12 protein-coding genes are annotated in these 15,990 nt (G+C 61.5%); 4 read left to right on the top strand and 8 right to left on the bottom strand.

Features of this window, described 5'->3' with window-relative positions:
• Positions 1-150: 150 nt before the first annotated feature.
• From AB8A38_RS16735 to AB8A38_RS16720, 4 genes are all read right to left on the bottom strand, one after another.
• Positions 151-1,215 (bottom strand): MBL fold metallo-hydrolase, encoded by a 1,065-nt coding sequence (locus AB8A38_RS16735; RefSeq protein ID WP_315840345.1) that lies wholly within the window; start codon positions 1,213-1,215, stop codon positions 151-153.
• Between the two features lie 87 nt (positions 1,216-1,302).
• On the bottom strand, positions 1,303-2,355 hold the full coding sequence (gene bioB / locus AB8A38_RS16730; RefSeq protein ID WP_439086725.1) for a biotin synthase BioB: 1,053 nt from the start codon (positions 2,353-2,355) through the stop codon (positions 1,303-1,305).
• Between the two features lie 120 nt (positions 2,356-2,475).
• Positions 2,476-4,620 carry a methyl-accepting chemotaxis protein gene (locus AB8A38_RS16725; protein ID WP_439086724.1) on the bottom strand — a complete coding sequence of 715 codons (2,145 nt, stop codon included), beginning with the start codon at positions 4,618-4,620 and terminating at the stop codon, positions 2,476-2,478.
• A 190-nt stretch (positions 4,621-4,810) separates the two neighbouring features.
• Positions 4,811-5,545 (bottom strand): outer membrane protein, encoded by a 735-nt coding sequence (locus tag AB8A38_RS16720; RefSeq protein WP_089266850.1) that lies wholly within the window; start codon positions 5,543-5,545, stop codon positions 4,811-4,813.
• A gap of 442 nt (positions 5,546-5,987) precedes the next feature.
• On the opposite strand from AB8A38_RS16720, the gene AB8A38_RS16715 reads away from it, so the two are divergent.
• Positions 5,988-6,344 carry a hypothetical protein gene (locus tag AB8A38_RS16715; RefSeq protein ID WP_439086723.1) on the top strand — a complete coding sequence of 119 codons (357 nt, stop codon included), beginning with the start codon at positions 5,988-5,990 and terminating at the stop codon, positions 6,342-6,344.
• A 175-nt stretch (positions 6,345-6,519) separates the two neighbouring features.
• Here the strand turns inward: AB8A38_RS16715 and AB8A38_RS16710 are convergent, their stop codons facing one another.
• Positions 6,520-8,388: a dihydroxy-acid dehydratase domain-containing protein gene (locus tag AB8A38_RS16710; RefSeq protein WP_439086722.1), complete on the bottom strand. Its 1,869-nt coding sequence runs from the start codon at positions 8,386-8,388 to the stop codon at positions 6,520-6,522.
• A gap of 340 nt (positions 8,389-8,728) precedes the next feature.
• On the opposite strand from AB8A38_RS16710, the gene greA reads away from it, so the two are divergent.
• Entirely contained in the window at positions 8,729-9,211 is a 483-nt protein-coding gene (gene greA, locus AB8A38_RS16705) for a transcription elongation factor GreA (RefSeq protein WP_439086721.1), read from the top strand.
• 149 nt (positions 9,212-9,360) lie between these two features.
• Here greA and AB8A38_RS16700 read toward each other — a convergent pair whose 3' ends face one another.
• On the bottom strand, positions 9,361-10,419 hold the full coding sequence (locus AB8A38_RS16700) for a ketopantoate reductase family protein (protein ID WP_439086720.1): 1,059 nt from the start codon (positions 10,417-10,419) through the stop codon (positions 9,361-9,363).
• A gap of 224 nt (positions 10,420-10,643) precedes the next feature.
• Here AB8A38_RS16700 and AB8A38_RS16695 point away from each other — a divergent pair, with 224 nt between their 5' ends.
• Positions 10,644-11,633, top strand: coding sequence for a Bug family tripartite tricarboxylate transporter substrate binding protein (locus AB8A38_RS16695; RefSeq protein WP_439086719.1), 990 nt, complete (start codon positions 10,644-10,646; stop codon positions 11,631-11,633).
• Between the two features lie 153 nt (positions 11,634-11,786).
• Here AB8A38_RS16695 and AB8A38_RS16690 read toward each other — a convergent pair whose 3' ends face one another.
• Complete coding sequence (locus tag AB8A38_RS16690) at positions 11,787-12,701, bottom strand: 3'-5' exonuclease (RefSeq protein WP_439086718.1); 915 nt, start codon at positions 12,699-12,701, stop codon at positions 11,787-11,789.
• A gap of 127 nt (positions 12,702-12,828) precedes the next feature.
• Entirely contained in the window at positions 12,829-14,391 is a 1,563-nt protein-coding gene (locus tag AB8A38_RS16685) for an adenylate/guanylate cyclase domain-containing protein (protein ID WP_439086717.1), read from the bottom strand.
• A gap of 269 nt (positions 14,392-14,660) precedes the next feature.
• On the opposite strand from AB8A38_RS16685, the gene AB8A38_RS16680 reads away from it, so the two are divergent.
• Positions 14,661-15,914, top strand: coding sequence for an acetyl-CoA C-acetyltransferase (locus AB8A38_RS16680; RefSeq protein WP_439086716.1), 1,254 nt, complete (start codon positions 14,661-14,663; stop codon positions 15,912-15,914).
• Positions 15,915-15,990: the final 76 nt, after the last annotated feature.

Here is a 15,990-nt window from a genome sequence, read left to right as displayed (position 1 = left end):
AAAAACGAAACCCGAACCCAGCGTCAGGTGCGTTTTAGAGCTTTTCCAGCTTGGCTGTCGAGGCGCAATTGGTCAATTTGACCAAGCGCCGCGGCTTTTGATGTGCATCAAGAGCCTGAGGTCATTCACGAATTTTTGCTGCGCTGCAGGTTACGCCGATTTGAACCGCAGCATGCCATCGGCGCCCATTGTCGAGGTCAGCCGCTTCTGCGCCAGCATGTGATTGACGTGGGCGATCAATTCGCCGGCGGCAAATCCGGTCTGGTGGGCATCCAGCTTGTGCTTATGAAAGACTACCGGCACCAGCTCGGCCGAGGTCTTGCCGGCATCCTTGCATGCGGTGGCGATCATCTGGCAGCGCTCTTCATGATGATCGGCGAGCTGCTTGATACGGATCTTGAGGCCGTGAAATGGCACGCCGTGACCGGGGAGCACGAGCACGTCGTCGGGTAGCGTCTCGGCGAGACGCTTCAGTGAATGCAGATAGGAGCCGAGCGAATTCTCGTCAGGCTCATGCGCCCAGACGCTGACATTGGGCGAGATCTTGCTGAGCACCTGATCGGCCGACAAAAATAGTTTGTCGGCCTCGCAATACAGCATCACCTGATCCGGCGAATGGCCGGCGCCGGTGAGCACGCGGAAGGTGCGCGTGCCGATCACGAGATCGTCGCCATCGGACAGGCGGCGATAGGCCGCCGGCAGCGGCACCGTCTTCTTCAGATATTCCTGGCCGCGGCCGAGCAATTGCTCGGTGATATCTGCATCCATGCCGTGGCGATGGAAGAACTGCCGCATGTTGACGATGCGCTCTTCGGTGCGGCGGTGCTGGTGATAGACGCCCTGCAGATATTCGACTTGCGACATATAGAAGGGACAGTTGAACCGCTGCACCATCCAGCCGGCCTGGCCGACATGATCGGGATGCGCGTGGGTGACGATCACCTTGCTGATCGGCTTCCCCTTCAGCGGACCTTCGAACAGCTTCGTCCATGCAGCGATGGTGGCGTCATTGCCGATGCCGGTATCCACCATGGCCCAGCCATCGCCGTCGGCGAGCAGATAGATGTTCACATGGTTGAGGCGAAACGGCAGATCGAGCCGGATCCAGAGAACGCCCGGAGCAATTTCGACCACCTGATCGGTCCCGGGATGGTTCTCCCAAGGATAGCGGAGGTCGTCGGCTGGCTTTGTGCTGGCGTCTGTTTTCGAATGCATCGGTTCTGTCACAATGTCCTTTTCATCCGGCTTAGCGGGCCAAGGACCCCTGCGCCAGCACAAATTCGGCTGGCGCAGGGCATGGGTTTATGCGCTGGCGCGCATATCGGCCTGTGCTGAAGCGGTAACCGGCAGAGCCGGCGTGCTCTTTCCGCTCACGTCGTCGAGCCGCGAGGTCATGCCGAGCCGGTCCAGCAGGTTGGCGTCGCGGTCGGTCTGGGGGTTTTTCGTGGTCAGCAGCACGTCGCCGATGAAGATCGAATTGGCGCCGGCGACGAAGCACAGCGCCTGCAATTCGTCGGTCATATATTGCCGTCCGGCGGAAAGCCGCACCACGCTCTTCGGCATCATGGTACGCGCCACGGCAATCATGCGGACCAGCGCGATCGGATCGGGGCGCTCCGCGGTGTCGTTGACCGGCACGCCCTTCACTTCGTTCCACATATTGATCGGCACGCTGTCCGGATGATGCGGCAGGTTGGCCAGCAGCATCAGCATGCCCAGACGATCCTCGACCTGCTCGCCCATGCCGATGATACCGCCGCAGCAGACCTTGAGGCCGGCATGGCGCGCCCGCGCCAATGTCTCGATGCGATCTTCCATCGTACGCGTGGTGATGATCTTGCCGTAGAATTCCGGCGAGGTATCGACATTGTGATTGTAGAAGTCGAGGCCGGCATCCTGCAGGCGTTTGGCCTGATCTTCGGTGAGCATGCCCAGGGTCGCGCAGGTCTCGAGGCCGAGATCCTTCACCGCGCTGACCATGTCACAGACGCGGTCGAGATCCTTGTCCTTGGGATTGCGCCAGGCCGCGGCCATGCAGAAGCGGCTCGCGCCGGCTTCCTTGGCGCGCTGCGCCGTGGCGACCACGGCGTCGCGATCCATCAGCTTGGTCGCCTTGACGTCCGTGTTGTAGTGGGCGCTTTGCGAGCAGTAACCGCAGTCTTCCGCGCAGCCGCCGGTCTTGATGCTGAGCAGGCTCGCAGTCTCGACGTGATTCGGATCGAAATTACTGCGATGGGTGCTCTGCGCCTGAAAGATCAGGTCTGCGAACGGCAGGTCATACAGGGCCTGGGCTTCATGACGCTGCCAGTCGTGGCGCGGTTCGGTCGATGTCCATGCAGAGGGTGTTGGGGGCATTCACGCAATCCTTACATTCTGCGCAGCCACCGATCATGGGCTGCTGCCAAAGCAGTCCATGATTTTGAGGGCTGGAGCAATGACGCTGGCCGGGTGCAGCCATGCGCTGGATCGCCGCTCCTATGCCGCGCGGATGCTCGACAGGAATTCGTCGATTTCAGCACGAAGAACGTCCGCCTCGCGGCGAAGTTCGCCCGAGGCGCCGAGCACGTCGTTGGCCGCCGTGCCGGCCTGCGTCGATGCATCGCTGACGCCGATGATGTTGCTCGACACTTCGCTGGTGCCGCCGGCGGCGTGCTGGATGTTGCGCGCGATCTCACGCGTTGCCGCACCTTGCTGTTCGACGGCGGTGGCGATGGCAGCGCTCACATGATTGATCTCGGCGATGGTCTGCCCGATGTTGCGGATCGCTCCGACGGCGGTGGACGTGACCTGCTGCATCGACACGATTTGCGTGCGAATCTCGTCGGTGGCCTTTGCGGTCTGATCGGCAAGGCTCTTCACTTCCGAAGCCACCACGGCGAAGCCCCGGCCTGCATCGCCCGCGCGTGCCGCTTCGATGGTCGCGTTGAGCGCCAGGAGGTTGGTCTGCGACGCGATGGTCTGGATCAGATCGATCACCACACTGATGCGATTGGCGTTGTCGGCCAGGCCCTGCATCGTTGCATCGGTTTCGCCGGCCTCGTTGACGGCCTTTGCGGCGATTTCGGTTGAGGTTACGACCTGTCGGCTGATCTCGTTGATCGATGACGACAGCTGCTCGGTCCCGGCCGACACCGTCTGGACGTTTACCGAGGTTTCCTCTGCGGCCGACGCGACGGCACTGACCAGCGCGCTGGAGCGATCGGCAGTGGCCGTCATGCTCTGTGCGGTCGATTGCATGGAATCGGCCGATGTCTGCAGCTTCTCCAAGGCGTTGCGCACCTTGCTCTCGAAGTCGACGATGCGGGCTTCGATGCGCGACGTGCGCTCGCCCTTGGCGATGCGGTCCTGATCCTGCTCCGCGCTGAGCGTGCGGGCGTTGATCATGCTGTCGCGGAACACTTCGAGCGTGCCTGCCATCGCCGCGATTTCGTCCTGCTGGCGGCTGCGGGCGATCTCGGTGTCGAGATCTCCGCTGGACAGCCGCTGCATCGCGCGCTGCAATTGCGCGAGGCGGCGCAGAATGCTGCGGCCGACATAGAGCCAGACGAACAATGCCGATCCGATCAGCGTCAGCGCGCCGAGGCCGAGCATCACCTGCGTCGCCAGCGTGATTGTCGTCTGTGCCTGCGTCGTGGCGGCGTCGGTTTCGCTGCGCACCTTGTCGACCAGCTGCTTGACGCTCATGCCGAGGCCGACATTGAGCTTGCGCGTCTCGTCGAGGATGAGTTCGCCGTATTCGACGGTGTCCATTTCTTTCTGGCGCACCTTGAAGACGCTGTTCTTGCCGTCGCCGATCGCCAGCAGTTGCAAGGCCGCTTCCTTCAGTTCCTTCGTGCCCTTGATGCCGACCAGGGCATCGAGATTCGATTTGACGCGAGTCTGTGCGGCCTTGAAGCTCTCTTCAATCGGAGAGAGCGCTTCGGACGAGCCGGCCGACAGTGCAGCCATCAGATCGGACGAGATCAGGTTGGTGCTGGCGACGACTTCGCCGACCTGCACGATGACACGCGCGGCTTCGCCCGAATCTTCGGCCGAGAAGACCGTTGCCCGCAGCGTGTCGTTCATCACGTTCTGGGCGTCGGTGGCGGCCGGCTCCGACATCTTGACGAAGTTTGCTGCAGCGGTGCGCAGGGAGTCGTATTGCTTCTGATGCTGGGCGACGGCGTCGAGACGTTCCTGGGTGGCAGCGCCGAGGCTGCGAATCGTGTCTTCGATGTTCTTGACGGTATCGGCCAGGGCAGCGACCACGGCCTTGTCGGCGCCGAGCTTGGCGATGGCCTCGAGCTTCTCGACTGCAATCTTGTGCGTATCCCGCATGCGCTGCGAGCGTTCCTTCAGAACGTCGGCGCTGCTCGATGCCAGCAGCATCGGGCCCTGGCTGGCGAGGCTCTCGCTGGCGGTGGCCAGTTGAAGGCTAGCGGTCAGTTTCGGAATGTCCCGGCCGTTCAGGTCCGTCATCATGCCGCCGAGCTGACCGAGAATCATGCCGGCGCCGGCACTGATCAGGATCGCCATGCCCGCGATAACCGCAAAGGCGGCGAACAGGCTGCCGCGGATGCCCCAACGGGGCCGCGAGAAACGAAACCGTCCGAATTTTCCGATGAACGACGTCAGTGCCATTGATTCCCCCCGCGTCCACCGTCTTGGTGGCGGATCGCGCGGAGAGTATGTCGGTACCGGGTTAATATTCGGGTAAATCGGCAACCTTTGGCTGTCGCGGGGCTCGCGCGGTTACCAAAGGGTAAAACGAAAAAGGCCGGCGTTTCCGCCGGCCTTTCCGTAGTTAAGAGCCTGAAATCAGGCGCTAAGCTCAGTACTTCGCGACGACCGGGCCACCCCAGTTGAAGCGGTAGTTCAGGCCAGCCTTGACGGTGTGCTCGTCGTTCTTGGACGACAGGCCGACGATGCCAGCGGGCGACGGAGCAGCGAAAGTGGTCTTGCCGAAGTCGTAGTACTGGTACTCAACCTTGCCCGACCAGTTCTGGGTGAACAGGTATTCGAGGCCGGCGCCGACGGTGTAACCGTCATGCTTGGTGCCGCCAGCGAAGGCAACCGGAACGCCACCAGCGGTGGTGACCAGCGATTCGCTGTAGTCGGAGTAAGCGTAGCCGCCCTTCACGTAGAGCAGTGCCGGACCCCAGGTGTAACCGATGCGACCGGTGACCGAGCCGAGGCCCTTCTGGTTCAGGTTGTAGGTGACGCCCGGCGTGGTGAGGAAAGCGACGTTGGTGTTGTTCGAACCAACCCAGCTGTACTGACCTTCGATACCAACGACCCAGTTCGGAGCGAACTGGTAATCAGCGCCGATCTGCAGACCGCCGAGGAAACGGCCATCCGAATTGTCGGAGGTGCCGCCGAAGCCGTTCGAACCGTTGAACGCGCCGCCGACGTGACCGCCGATGTAGAAACCGGTCCAGTTGTAGATCGGGGCGGCAACGTAAGCCGGAGCCTTGGTGTAGGGACGAGCGGCGAGGTCAGCGGCCATTGCCGGAACCGAAGCGCCCAGAGCGATCAGGGCAACGGTGCCCATCAGGAAGTTCTTCATTTTCTTCTTCTCCAGAAAACCATTTTAGAGCGAGAGCGCGTTCGCTCCGTCTATGGCGTGGACTTAGACAGCTTTTGCGTAAAATGCTGTCACCCATTCGCCACAGCAATCGACAACCCGACACGATCTGGATCGGCGCAACGGCATGCTTATCGGCGCCTTAATAAAAGCTGAAAGATGCCTTAATTTACAGAGGTTTGGCGGACCCAGCGCTAACCCGCAGCAGTTTGGTTTTGCTCTAGATCGATTTATTGTGATCGGCAAAACCACAACGCTTCATCTGCATCGCCTGCAACCTCCCGCATCACGTTTGGAACGTCTCAAACCGCTGTGCAAACGTCGGCTACGGAGCCGCCGATCTGACATTGGAAACAAAAAACGCGCGACCCGTTAGATGTTTGCGTGGTGCCGGTCGGCGCCTCCGTGAATGGAATCGCGTTGCATGCAGGTTGAGCGGATTTTACGTGAATACGGCCACTTCCTTCGGCCGATGAGTGAGGCGCCACGCGACGGTCAGCGAATCCTTGGCCACTCTGCCCAAGGTGGTGCCCAGGGCGGCCAGCTCATTTCCTGCTACTGGGAACTGCGCCCCCAAGGCCTGATCGGGCCCATTTGGGTGGAGGAGCGCGACAGTCCCATCGGTTATATCGACCGCTATTTCGACGGCTGGATCAGGCCCCGCGAATTCAGGCTGCTTGATTCGGTCGCCATCAACCGGTTGCTCGTCGCCTATATCGACGATGCGCGCGCCGCCGATAACCGCGAGGCGCTTAAAATGCTTGAAGCGGGAGAGGGTTAGAGCGTGATCCCGAAAAGTGGATGCCGGTTTTCGCCGACAAACGAATTCGTTTGTCGAGAGATCATGCTCTTTTAAAAAAATGCTCCAGCCGCTTTGGGAAGAGCTGATGGAAGATCAAGGGAAATGGCTCGGGCCGGAGCTTTGCAGCAAACCGGCCCTGAGCCCGTCCGCAGGTCTAGAAAGCCTTGTTGGCTTCCGGACGATGCGTATTTTTCGGCACGAAGCCTGAACGCGTGGCTTCGCGCTGGTTGCGCACCCAAACCTCGCGATTGGGGTGCAGACCGGCGCCGCGGGTCGCGGGCACGGCGCTGGTGCGGGCGCGATGCAAGAGGCGCGTATCGGCCTCGCCGCAGCTCGGATGAATGCCGCCATTGTCCGCGACCACCTTGTCCCATGCCGCCTTGCGCTGCTTGAAGACCGCGGAATCCTTGAGCTGCGTGCAGTTCAACTCGTTGACGTTGAGATCCGCGATGATCTCGTCGCCATCCTCGATCAGCGCGATGGCGCCGCCCAGTGCTGCTTCCGGTCCGACATGGCCGATCACCAGACCGACCGAGCCGCCGGAGAAGCGCGCATCGGTCATCAGGCCGACGACGATATTGCGTTCGCGGCACAGCGTGGTGATGCGCGAGGTCGGGTCAAGCATCTCCGGCATGCCGGGCGCGCCGACCGGGCCGTCGTAACGCACGATCACCATGTCATGGTTCGCAAATTTCTCCGGATGCTTGTCGAGCGCTGCGATCAGGCCGCGCTCGCCTTCGAACACGCGCGCAGTGCCGCGGAACAGATTGTCCTCGAGGCCGCCCTCGACACCGGCGAGCTTGAGAATGGCGGAGAATTCCGGCGACAGGTTGCCACCGAGCACGCGCAACCCACCGGTCGGCTTGTAGGGCTTGGCAACGGTGTAGACGACCTTGCCGTCGGCTGGCTTGGTCTCCAGGCGCTTGATCTGCTCGGCCAGCGTCTCGCCGGTGCAGGTCAGCACGTCGCCATTGATGAGGCCGGCTTCCATCAGTTCGCGCACGATTACCTGCACGCCACCGACATTGTCGATGTCCACCATCGAATACTTGCCATAGGGGCGGGCGTCGGTGAGCACCGGCACGAGATATTGCGACAGATAGTTGAACTCTGCCGGCGTCATGACTTCCTTCCAGAAGTCGGCGAAGCCTGCGGCGCGCGCGATTTCCGGCGCATGCAGCGTCACGTTCGTCGAGCCGCCGATCGCCATCGACACGATCACCGCGTTGCGGATCGAGTCACGGCTCACGATGTCGCGTGGCTTGATGCCCTTGGCGATCATGTTGGAGAGATAGCTGACGAGCTGCTCCGGGAATTCCTTCAGGCGGCGCGGATCGTCGGACGGCGGCGCCACCATGTGCAGCGGCTGCATGCCGACCACGCCGATGAAGGTCTGCATGGTGTTGTAGGTGAAGATGCCGCCGCAGCTGCCGATACCGGGGCATGCGTGGCAGGCGATGTGGTGGCGATATTCCGGGTCCGGACTGCCGGCGACCTGATAGGCGCTGACGATGTCCAGCTTCTCACCGGTCTTCGGATCCTCGCCGGGATGGATCGAGCCGTCCGACATGATGATCGCCGGCTCGTTGTGTTCGAGCAGCGCGGCCAGCGTGCCGACTGGCGGCTTGTCGCAGGCGACCACGGCGATGGTGCCGAGCAGGCCGGTGGCGCTCAGATGCTCGCTCATGGAGTCATTGGTGACTTCGCGGCCGATCAGCGAATAGCGCATCTCGCGCGTGCCGTTGCGGATGCCGTCCGAGGTCGCAATGGTGTATTCCGGCTGCACGAGGCGATAGGGCAGCTGGCCTTTGCCGCGACCGATGCGCTTCTTCAGGCTCTCATGGATCGCGTCCACCTTGGACATCACGCCCATGTAACACTGGCTGTCGCCCTTGGTGCCGACCACGCCCACCGACGGCTCATGAATGAGCGTTTCATCGGTGCCGAGCACGCGCGCCATGCCAATGGTCTGCGCGGAGCGGCCGGGATGGTTGTCGATGGTGACGACGGGCGACTTGGACACGACGAATTCCTTCCTGACGGCGTTCTTGATCTGCGAGGCTTGAATGCACCGCCGCCGGCGCTCGGCATTGGCGCATGTTAGACCCTGCGGTCAGGGCAGGGTCCGTCCACGATCCAATTTAGGATCGGTCTAGCCAGTGCATAACCCCCGAAGATCGCAAACACAATCGGATTGCCCCTCTGCTGGAACAGGGCTGCCTTGTCGCCGCCCGGTGCCGCAAAGCAGCAAAATTCCGGGTGCCATTTACGCGATCAGGCTATTTCTGCATGGTTTTGACAAACCAATGGGGTAATCGCTTCCTGCGCCGTCACAGCGGATCGCGTCGATACGGAGTTCGAGATTGAGCGTTGCCTTCACCAAGGAAGAAAGTGCCGAAACGGCTGCGGAAACCCTGCTGCCCGACCGCCCGATCTCGCCTCATCCGAACCTTGTGACGGAGGCGGGTTTGCAGGCGCTGGAGACGCAGCTCCAGCAGGCGCGCGAGGCCCATGACGCGGCGAGCGCGATCGACGACGTGAACGAGCGGCGACGTCAGGCTGCAATCCCGCTGCGCGACATGCGCTATTTCGCTGCCCGCGTCCGTACGGCCCAGCTCGTTCCAGCCCCGACATCGACCGACACCGTGGCCTTTGGCAGCACGGTGACCTTCTCCCGCAACGACGGACGCGTGCAGACCTATCGGATCGTGGGCGAGGACGAAGCCGACCCCAAGGCCGGTTCGATTTCCTTTGTCTCGCCGGTGGCGAAATCGCTGATGGGCAAGGCCGTCGGTGACGTCGTCGGCACGGGCGCCCAGGAACTTGAGATCATATCGATCGCGTAGACTCGCGTGTCCTTCGCAGCAAGGCAAGTTCCGTCATTGCGAGCGCAGCGAAGCAATCCAGAAGGTGACAAGCGAAGACTGGATTGCTTCGTCGCAAGGGCACCTCGCAATGACGACGCGAATGTTCTGATCGATCTCAAGATAACGCGTCAGATTCCCGCGCTGGACTCCAGCCGCTCGTTGAGCTTCTGATCGACCACCTCGACCGTGCGGTCGATATTTGCATTGGTCATGCCGAGCTGATGCGAGATCAACTTCACCAGAAGATCGACCCGCTCGATAAACGGCGCGCCGGCGGCGACTGCACGGGCCGCCGATGACGGCTTGAGCAGGCTCTCCGCTGCCTTGGCGTATTTGGCGAACGGGACCTGATCCTCGGGGTCGGCGCCGAGACGCCGTGCAACGGCATCGACATGCTCGTAGATCGACTGCGACACCTTGAGATCGCCGTGAACGGCCTCGCGGATCGACTGCGGCTCTTCAGGCGTGATGCAGCGATAGTTGCCCGTGAGTAGCATCGACCACTTCGCCAGCGGCACGAACAGCGATTCGAATACTTTCAGCTTCACCGGCACGTCCTGACCATCGAGCTTCACGGCGTCGATGTCCGCTTCGAGTTCGCGCAGCAGTTTATTGTGAGCCGGATCGGCAAAGGCCGATGCCTTGAAATTCGTCGGCAGGCCGACGTGAAGCACATTCGCTGCTTCTTCCGGCGGCCGGAAGGCCTGCGGATCGGGCGAGCACAGCGTGACCAGTCCCGGATCGAAGCGTTCCCACACCTGCGCATTGGTATAGGCCTCTTCGAGCTTCATATCGGCCAGACCCGGAATGCGCTTGAGATAGGGCAGCGGCGGCATGTTCATGATCGACAGGCACGGCAGTTTCGCCGCGGCGATCTTGATCATCAACACGCGGATCGTGTGGTTGGTGTATTGCGGTTCCTGCATCGCAAGGCCGACCAGATCGTAGCGCGACAGCTCGACCTGATCCGGCGAGGTTGCATCCAGTTTGCCTGGCAGGTCGCGTGAGAAGATGGCGCGGTGGTTCGGTTCGTCGCGCAGCTTGATGCGCACTTCAGTACCATCGCGATTGATGAGTTCGGCGGTCTTCTTCCGGCACACGAGGGTCACGTTATGACCGGCCATCAGGAGCTTCGTCGCCAGCAACGAGCCGTAGGAAGCTCCGAGAATCAGAATATTCCGCGCCATGGTGTTTCGTTCCTCAAGGTGATGTGCGCGCCAGATCCGAACGGTCCGGCATTTTTTGTTGGCGCGGACACTACTGCACCGCTGCGTTTCGATCCAGATGGCGTGAGCCGATACGTGCAGAGCTGGAAGCGATTTGCTTTTCCAATGCGCCAATCTGTCCCGCCTATCGTCGTGGCGAATGAGGGAGCGATCGGGTACCGTCATAAAAAACAACGGAGGGAAACATGTCTGCGATCATCAATCGTCGTCACTTCATTGCTGCCGGGTCGGCTGCCGCCGCCATGCCGTTCGTCGCGCGCGATGCTTCGACGCAAGCCGCCTGGCCATCGCGGCAGATACGCATGATTTGTAGCTATCCAGCCGGCGGGCAGACCGATCTGCTCGCGCGCGCGTTCGGTGAATATATTTCCAAACAGGTCGGACAGACTGTCGTCATCGAAAACAAGGCTGGTGCATCCGGCGCCATTGGCACAGCGGAAGTCGCGCGCGCCGAGCCAGACGGTCACACGATTCTCTGCTCCATCTCGACCACCTATGTAATGAACCGGGTGATGCTGAAGACGCCCGGCTATGACATGGACAAGGATCTGACACTGGTCAGCGTCATTCCCGGCGCCGGATTGCCGCTGGTCGCCAGCCCGAAATCCGGCGTCAAGACGCTGGAGGACTTCGTCGCCTTCGCGCGCAAGAACGACAAGGTGAACTTTGGCACCTATAGCGTCGGCTCGGCCCCGCACATGACCATCAACGAACTCAACAAGCAGTATGGTTTGAAGATCGAGCCGATCCATTATCGCGGCGAAGCGCCGATGTGGACGGGACTGGCCGAAGGCTCGATCGATTTTGCGATGGGCAGCTACACCGCTGCGCAGACTGTGCTGCAAGGCGATCGCGGTGTTGTCTTCGCCGTGCACTCGAAGAAGGTCGACGCCATTCCCAATGTGAAGACATTGCCTGAGCAGGGTGCGACGTCGAAGTTCTTCACTGTCAGCGGCTTCACCGGCTGGGCCGTGCCCAAGGCGACGCCGCAGCCGATCGTCGATCGGCTGGCACAGCTTTGCGTCGCCGCCAACAGCGATCCCAAAGTGAAGGAAGTGCTCAAGACTTTCGTGCTCGAACCGGCGCTGGGCTTCAAGGAGACCAATGCGCTGTATCAGAAAGAGTTGCCGGTCTGGATCGAGGCAGCACAGGCGCTCGGCCTGCAGCCGGTCTGACCGCCGGCTGGATTGAATTAACATTCGTCATTGCGAAGAGCGAAGCGACGCGGCAATCCAGTTCTTGTCTTCAAGAAGAAAAAGACTGGATTGCTTCGTCGCAAGGGCTCCTCGCAATGACGGCGCGAATATCTAGCCTTTTCTTTAGATGTTCTACGCTCGTACCGAAAACCGGCTCATCGCGCTGAGTGCTTGCACGCGCGGTTCGACGTCGCGCATGTAGATCGTCTTGCGCAGAAATTCGATCTCGCTCGCCTCTTTGCTTTCCTCGACATCGATGTACCAGGACTTCGGCCGGCCGTCGGAGCCGTCGCTCCAGCGATAGCCGCGCCGCTTCAGCTCGTCCTTGAGATCGAAGGGCGACTGTTCCGCCCAGACCCGCATCGTTTTCTTCCGGGCACGTTCCAGAAGAACCGCAAGTGCCGGCGCACCGAGATCTGGCAATTCGAACGCGAGAATCTCCAGCAGCGCATGACAGTCGTCGATCGCCCGGTGGGCCTGATGGAAGAAGCCGGCGCCGGCGAGCAGATAGCCGAGGCGCGATCCGTCGAAGCCGTGTTTGCGCCAGTCGACTTCAGTAGCCGAACAGCCCCAGGCCTTGTGCTGGAACACCGGCCAGTAGCGCTCGGAAAATTTGCGGTCGAAGCCCGCATTGTGCGCGATGACGATGACGGCGTCGTCGGCGAAAGCGGCGACGGCATCGGGATCGATGCGATGTCCCGCGACGATCTCGTCCGTAATGCCCGTCAGCTCGGTGATCTCCGGCGGGATCGGCCGCGACGGCTCGTTGAATGCGGTGAAGATATCGGCGACGCGCGTGATGCTGCCGTCCGGCAGATAGTCGAACTTGATCATGGCAAGTTCGATGACTTCGTCGCGCACCTGATCGAGACCGGTGGTCTCGACGTCGAGGAGGATTCCGGATCGCGTCGGTAGGCCGTTGGCCGGCGCGAATTCGGTGCGCGGGACCAGCCGGCGGAGGACGCGGTAGTCGGTCGATCTGGCGAGCGTGTCCGCCATGGCGGCAAGGCTGGGATCGTCCTGCAGGCTAAGATCGTCTTGGAGCATCTGATTCCGGGCAGTTCTTCAGGCGCAGCGTCGTTCAGCCATGACTATGGTGTTCGCTGAATCGGGGCAACCTGCCTGCCGGCGATAGACACAGCTGTGTGGCGCTGGGGCGTTGATTCGGCGCCGATTATACCTTGCGATCCAGCGAGGCCAGCGCCTCGTTCAGCACCGAGCGCAGGCGTTCGGTGTCGTCGGGCCGCACGGCGGAGGGGTCCAGATAGAAATCGAGCCCGGGCATGCGTTCGACGACGATATCGGTTTGCACCGGCCTGTCGTCGATAATGCTGTCCACCGCATAGGGCACCACCTCGCGGCTGATGCCTTTCATGGTGATCGGCGGCAGCGGATGCGAGGTGATGATGTCGCTCACCAGCGCGAAGGTCTCATAGCTGATGGCGATGCCGCCGGGTTCTGCGATCGACTGCAGGCGTGCCGCGAGGTTCGCCTCGGCCCCGATGATCGTATAGTCCATGCGATCGGCGCTGCCGAAATTGCCGACATTGCAATAGCCGGAATTGATGCCGATGCGCGCCTTGAACGGCTCCTCGATGCCTTCGGTGCGCCACTTCGCATTCAACTCGATCAGCCTGCGCTGCATCCGCCACGCCATGCGCAAGCAGTCCTGCGCATCCTGACGGTCGCCCTTGGTCTCCGGATCGCCGAAGAAGATCAGCATCGCATCGCCGATGAACTTGTCGATGGTGCCGCCATATTCGTGCGCGATCGCCGACATTTCCGTGAAATATTCGTTGAGCAGATGGGTGATCAGCTCCGGCTGCAGCCGCTCAGTCGTTGCCGTGAAATTCTGGATGTCGGAGAAGAAGATCGTCAGCTTCTTGCGCTCAGTATGGATGGTGACGTCCTTCTGGCCGCTGAAGATGCTCTTGTAGACCTGCGGCGAGATATAGCGGGAGATCTTCATGGAGAGCGTGGCGAGGAAATCGTTATTGGCTTCCAGCTCCTGATTCATGCCTGCGATGCGCCGCGACTGGCGGCGTTGCAGCGTCAGGAACGAGACGCCGCTGATCGCGGCGAGTGCGAAATAAGCCAGCAGGAACTTGAAGGAAAACAGGTTGGCCGCGATTGGCTGCGTGATAATGACTTCCTGGATGCCGCGGACGTCGCCGACCTTCCAGTCCTTCTTCGGACTTTCCGGATGGCTGTTGTGGCAGCTGACACAGGCCGGGCCCATCAGCACCGGCGCGACGATGCGGACCGTGTCGCTGAACAGCGACGCCTTGGTGTCGATGATCTTCTGTTCGGAATTGTCGCGCAGGCTGCGCAGCGATGTCTTTTCAAAATCGTCGAGCTGGTGCGGCGCGCGGTTCTGGAACGGGTAGTCCGACACGAAGCGGTAGTTGATGTTCTCTTGCTGAGCGCCGATGACGCGGCCGAGTTCGAGGGACAGCGTCGCCGGGATCGGGATCGCGCCCGGCACGCTTTCATAATTGTGAACCACCTGCGTGGTGCCCTGATGGGCCAGTACGCGCCCGACCACATTGGTTGCGTAATAACCGCGCACGCTGGTGATCACGGAGTTCAGGTCGTTGGCCTGCCGGCGCAAGGCGGCGTCAACCAGATTGGTCAGGTCGAGCCACACTGCTACAGGCAGCAGAAGCAAAAGCGCGGCGACGGCGAGCCCAGGCGCAAATCCGCGCGAGCGTCGACGGGGGGCATCAGGCTGATCCATGAAGATAGGTTCCTGGATTTCTGGCTGTTGAGCGCAATAAGCGTGCAGCGGTGCGGCCGCCTCAGTCTCGTAGCGCCGGTATGGTTATAATATCGTGCCTGGGTTGTGCCAATTTTCCGGTAGTGGATGATTTCCGGTAGTGGATGACATTGCGCCGGATGCCCGCCCATTTTTGGCAGGCATGCATGCCGCCTGCGCACCTTGACTTCACGGGTCGCTTGGCCAATCTCGCGGTTAGAAAAACACTTCAAAACTCCTGGGAGAAGATCATGGCCGACGCCTATATTATCGACGCAGTCCGCACGCCCCGTGGCATCGGCAAAGTGGGCAAGGGCAAGCTCGCCGAGCAACATCCGCAGCATCTCGCTGCCACCGTGCTCAAGGCGATTGCCGAGCGCAACAAACTCAACACCGCCGACGTCGACGACGTGATCTGGTCGACCTCGACCCAGCGGGGCAAGCAGGGCGGCGATCTCGGCCGCATGGCCGCGCTCGATGCCGGCTATGACATCAAGGCGTCCGGCACCACCCTCGATCGTTTCTGCGGCGGTGGCATCACCGCGGTGAACTTCGCCGCGGCCCAGATCATGTCGGGCATGGAAGACGTCGTCATCGCCGGCGGCACCGAGATGATGTCACTCACCGGTGCGATGGCCGCCGAGGACATGGCCGCCGGCAAGCCGCCGCTCGGCATGGGCTCGGGCAACAAGCGGCTCGCCAAGGTGCATCCGCAGTCGCATCAGGGCATCTGCGGCGATGCCATTGCCTCGATGGAGGGTATCAGCCGCGAGGCGCTCGATGCGCTCGGCCTCGAAAGCCAGCGCCGCGCAGCCATCGCCATCAAGGAAGGTCGTTTCGACAAGAGCATCGTCCCGGTCAAGGATGACGAGGGCAATATCGTGCTCGCCAGGGACGAATATCCGCGTCCGGAAACCACTGCCGAAGGTCTCGCCGGTCTGAAGCCGGCTTTCGCTGCGATGGCCGATCATCCGCTGGATGAAAGCGGCATGACCTTCCGCAAGCAGATCAACCAGAAATATCCGGATCTCAAGATCGAGCATTTCCATCATGCCGGCAATTCATCGGGCGTGGTCGATGGTGCCGCGGCGTTGCTGCTGACCTCGAAGTCCTATGCCGACAAGCATGGCCTGAAGCCGCGCGCACGCATCGTGGCCATGGCCAATATCGGCGACGACCCGACCCTGATGCTGAATGCGCCGGTGCCGGCTGCGAAGAAGGTGCTGGCAAAGGCCGGCCTCAAGAAGGAAGACATCGATCTGTGGGAGATCAATGAAGCCTTCGCCGTGGTCGCCGAGAAGTTCATCCGCGATCTCGATCTCGATCGCAGCAAGGTCAACGTCAATGGCGGCTCGATTGCGCTCGGCCATCCGATCGGCGCCACCGGCGCGATCCTGATCGGCACGGTTCTCGACGAACTCGAGCGCCGCAACCTGAAGCGCGGTCTGGTCACCATGTGCGCTGCCGGCGGCATGGCACCGGCGATCATCATCGAGCGCGTGTAAAAGCTCCCACTATCGACCGTCATTGCGAGGAGCGCAGCGACGAAGCAATCCAGTTCTTACGTCGTTTGTAGCTCTG

It is taken from the genome of Tardiphaga sp. 839_C3_N1_4 (genome assembly GCF_051811045.1).
GTDB lineage: Bacteria > Pseudomonadota > Alphaproteobacteria > Rhizobiales > Xanthobacteraceae > Tardiphaga.
The sequence above is the reverse complement of the archived record's forward strand: the minus strand, read 5'-3'. Positions and strand labels throughout refer to the sequence as shown.

Excerpts from the sequence above, each read along its gene's own strand:
- AB8A38_RS16680 (WP_439086716.1), top strand. The coding sequence starts at position 14,661 with ATGGCCGACGCCTATATTATCGACGCAGTCCGCACGCCCCGTGGCATC.
- AB8A38_RS16695 (WP_439086719.1), top strand. The coding sequence starts at position 10,644 with ATGTCTGCGATCATCAATCGTCGTCACTTCATTGCTGCCGGGTCGGCT.
- AB8A38_RS16690 (WP_439086718.1), bottom strand. The coding sequence starts at position 12,701 with ATGCTCCAAGACGATCTTAGCCTGCAGGACGATCCCAGCCTTGCCGCC.
- AB8A38_RS16725 (WP_439086724.1), bottom strand. The coding sequence starts at position 4,620 with ATGGCACTGACGTCGTTCATCGGAAAATTCGGACGGTTTCGTTTCTCG.
- AB8A38_RS16720 (WP_089266850.1), bottom strand. The coding sequence starts at position 5,545 with ATGAAGAACTTCCTGATGGGCACCGTTGCCCTGATCGCTCTGGGCGCT.
- bioB (WP_439086725.1), bottom strand. The coding sequence starts at position 2,355 with ATGCCCCCAACACCCTCTGCATGGACATCGACCGAACCGCGCCACGAC.
- AB8A38_RS16715 (WP_439086723.1), top strand. The coding sequence starts at position 5,988 with ATGCAGGTTGAGCGGATTTTACGTGAATACGGCCACTTCCTTCGGCCG.
- AB8A38_RS16685 (WP_439086717.1), bottom strand. The coding sequence starts at position 14,391 with ATGGATCAGCCTGATGCCCCCCGTCGACGCTCGCGCGGATTTGCGCCT.
- AB8A38_RS16735 (WP_315840345.1), bottom strand. The coding sequence starts at position 1,215 with ATGCATTCGAAAACAGACGCCAGCACAAAGCCAGCCGACGACCTCCGC.
- AB8A38_RS16700 (WP_439086720.1), bottom strand. The coding sequence starts at position 10,419 with ATGGCGCGGAATATTCTGATTCTCGGAGCTTCCTACGGCTCGTTGCTG.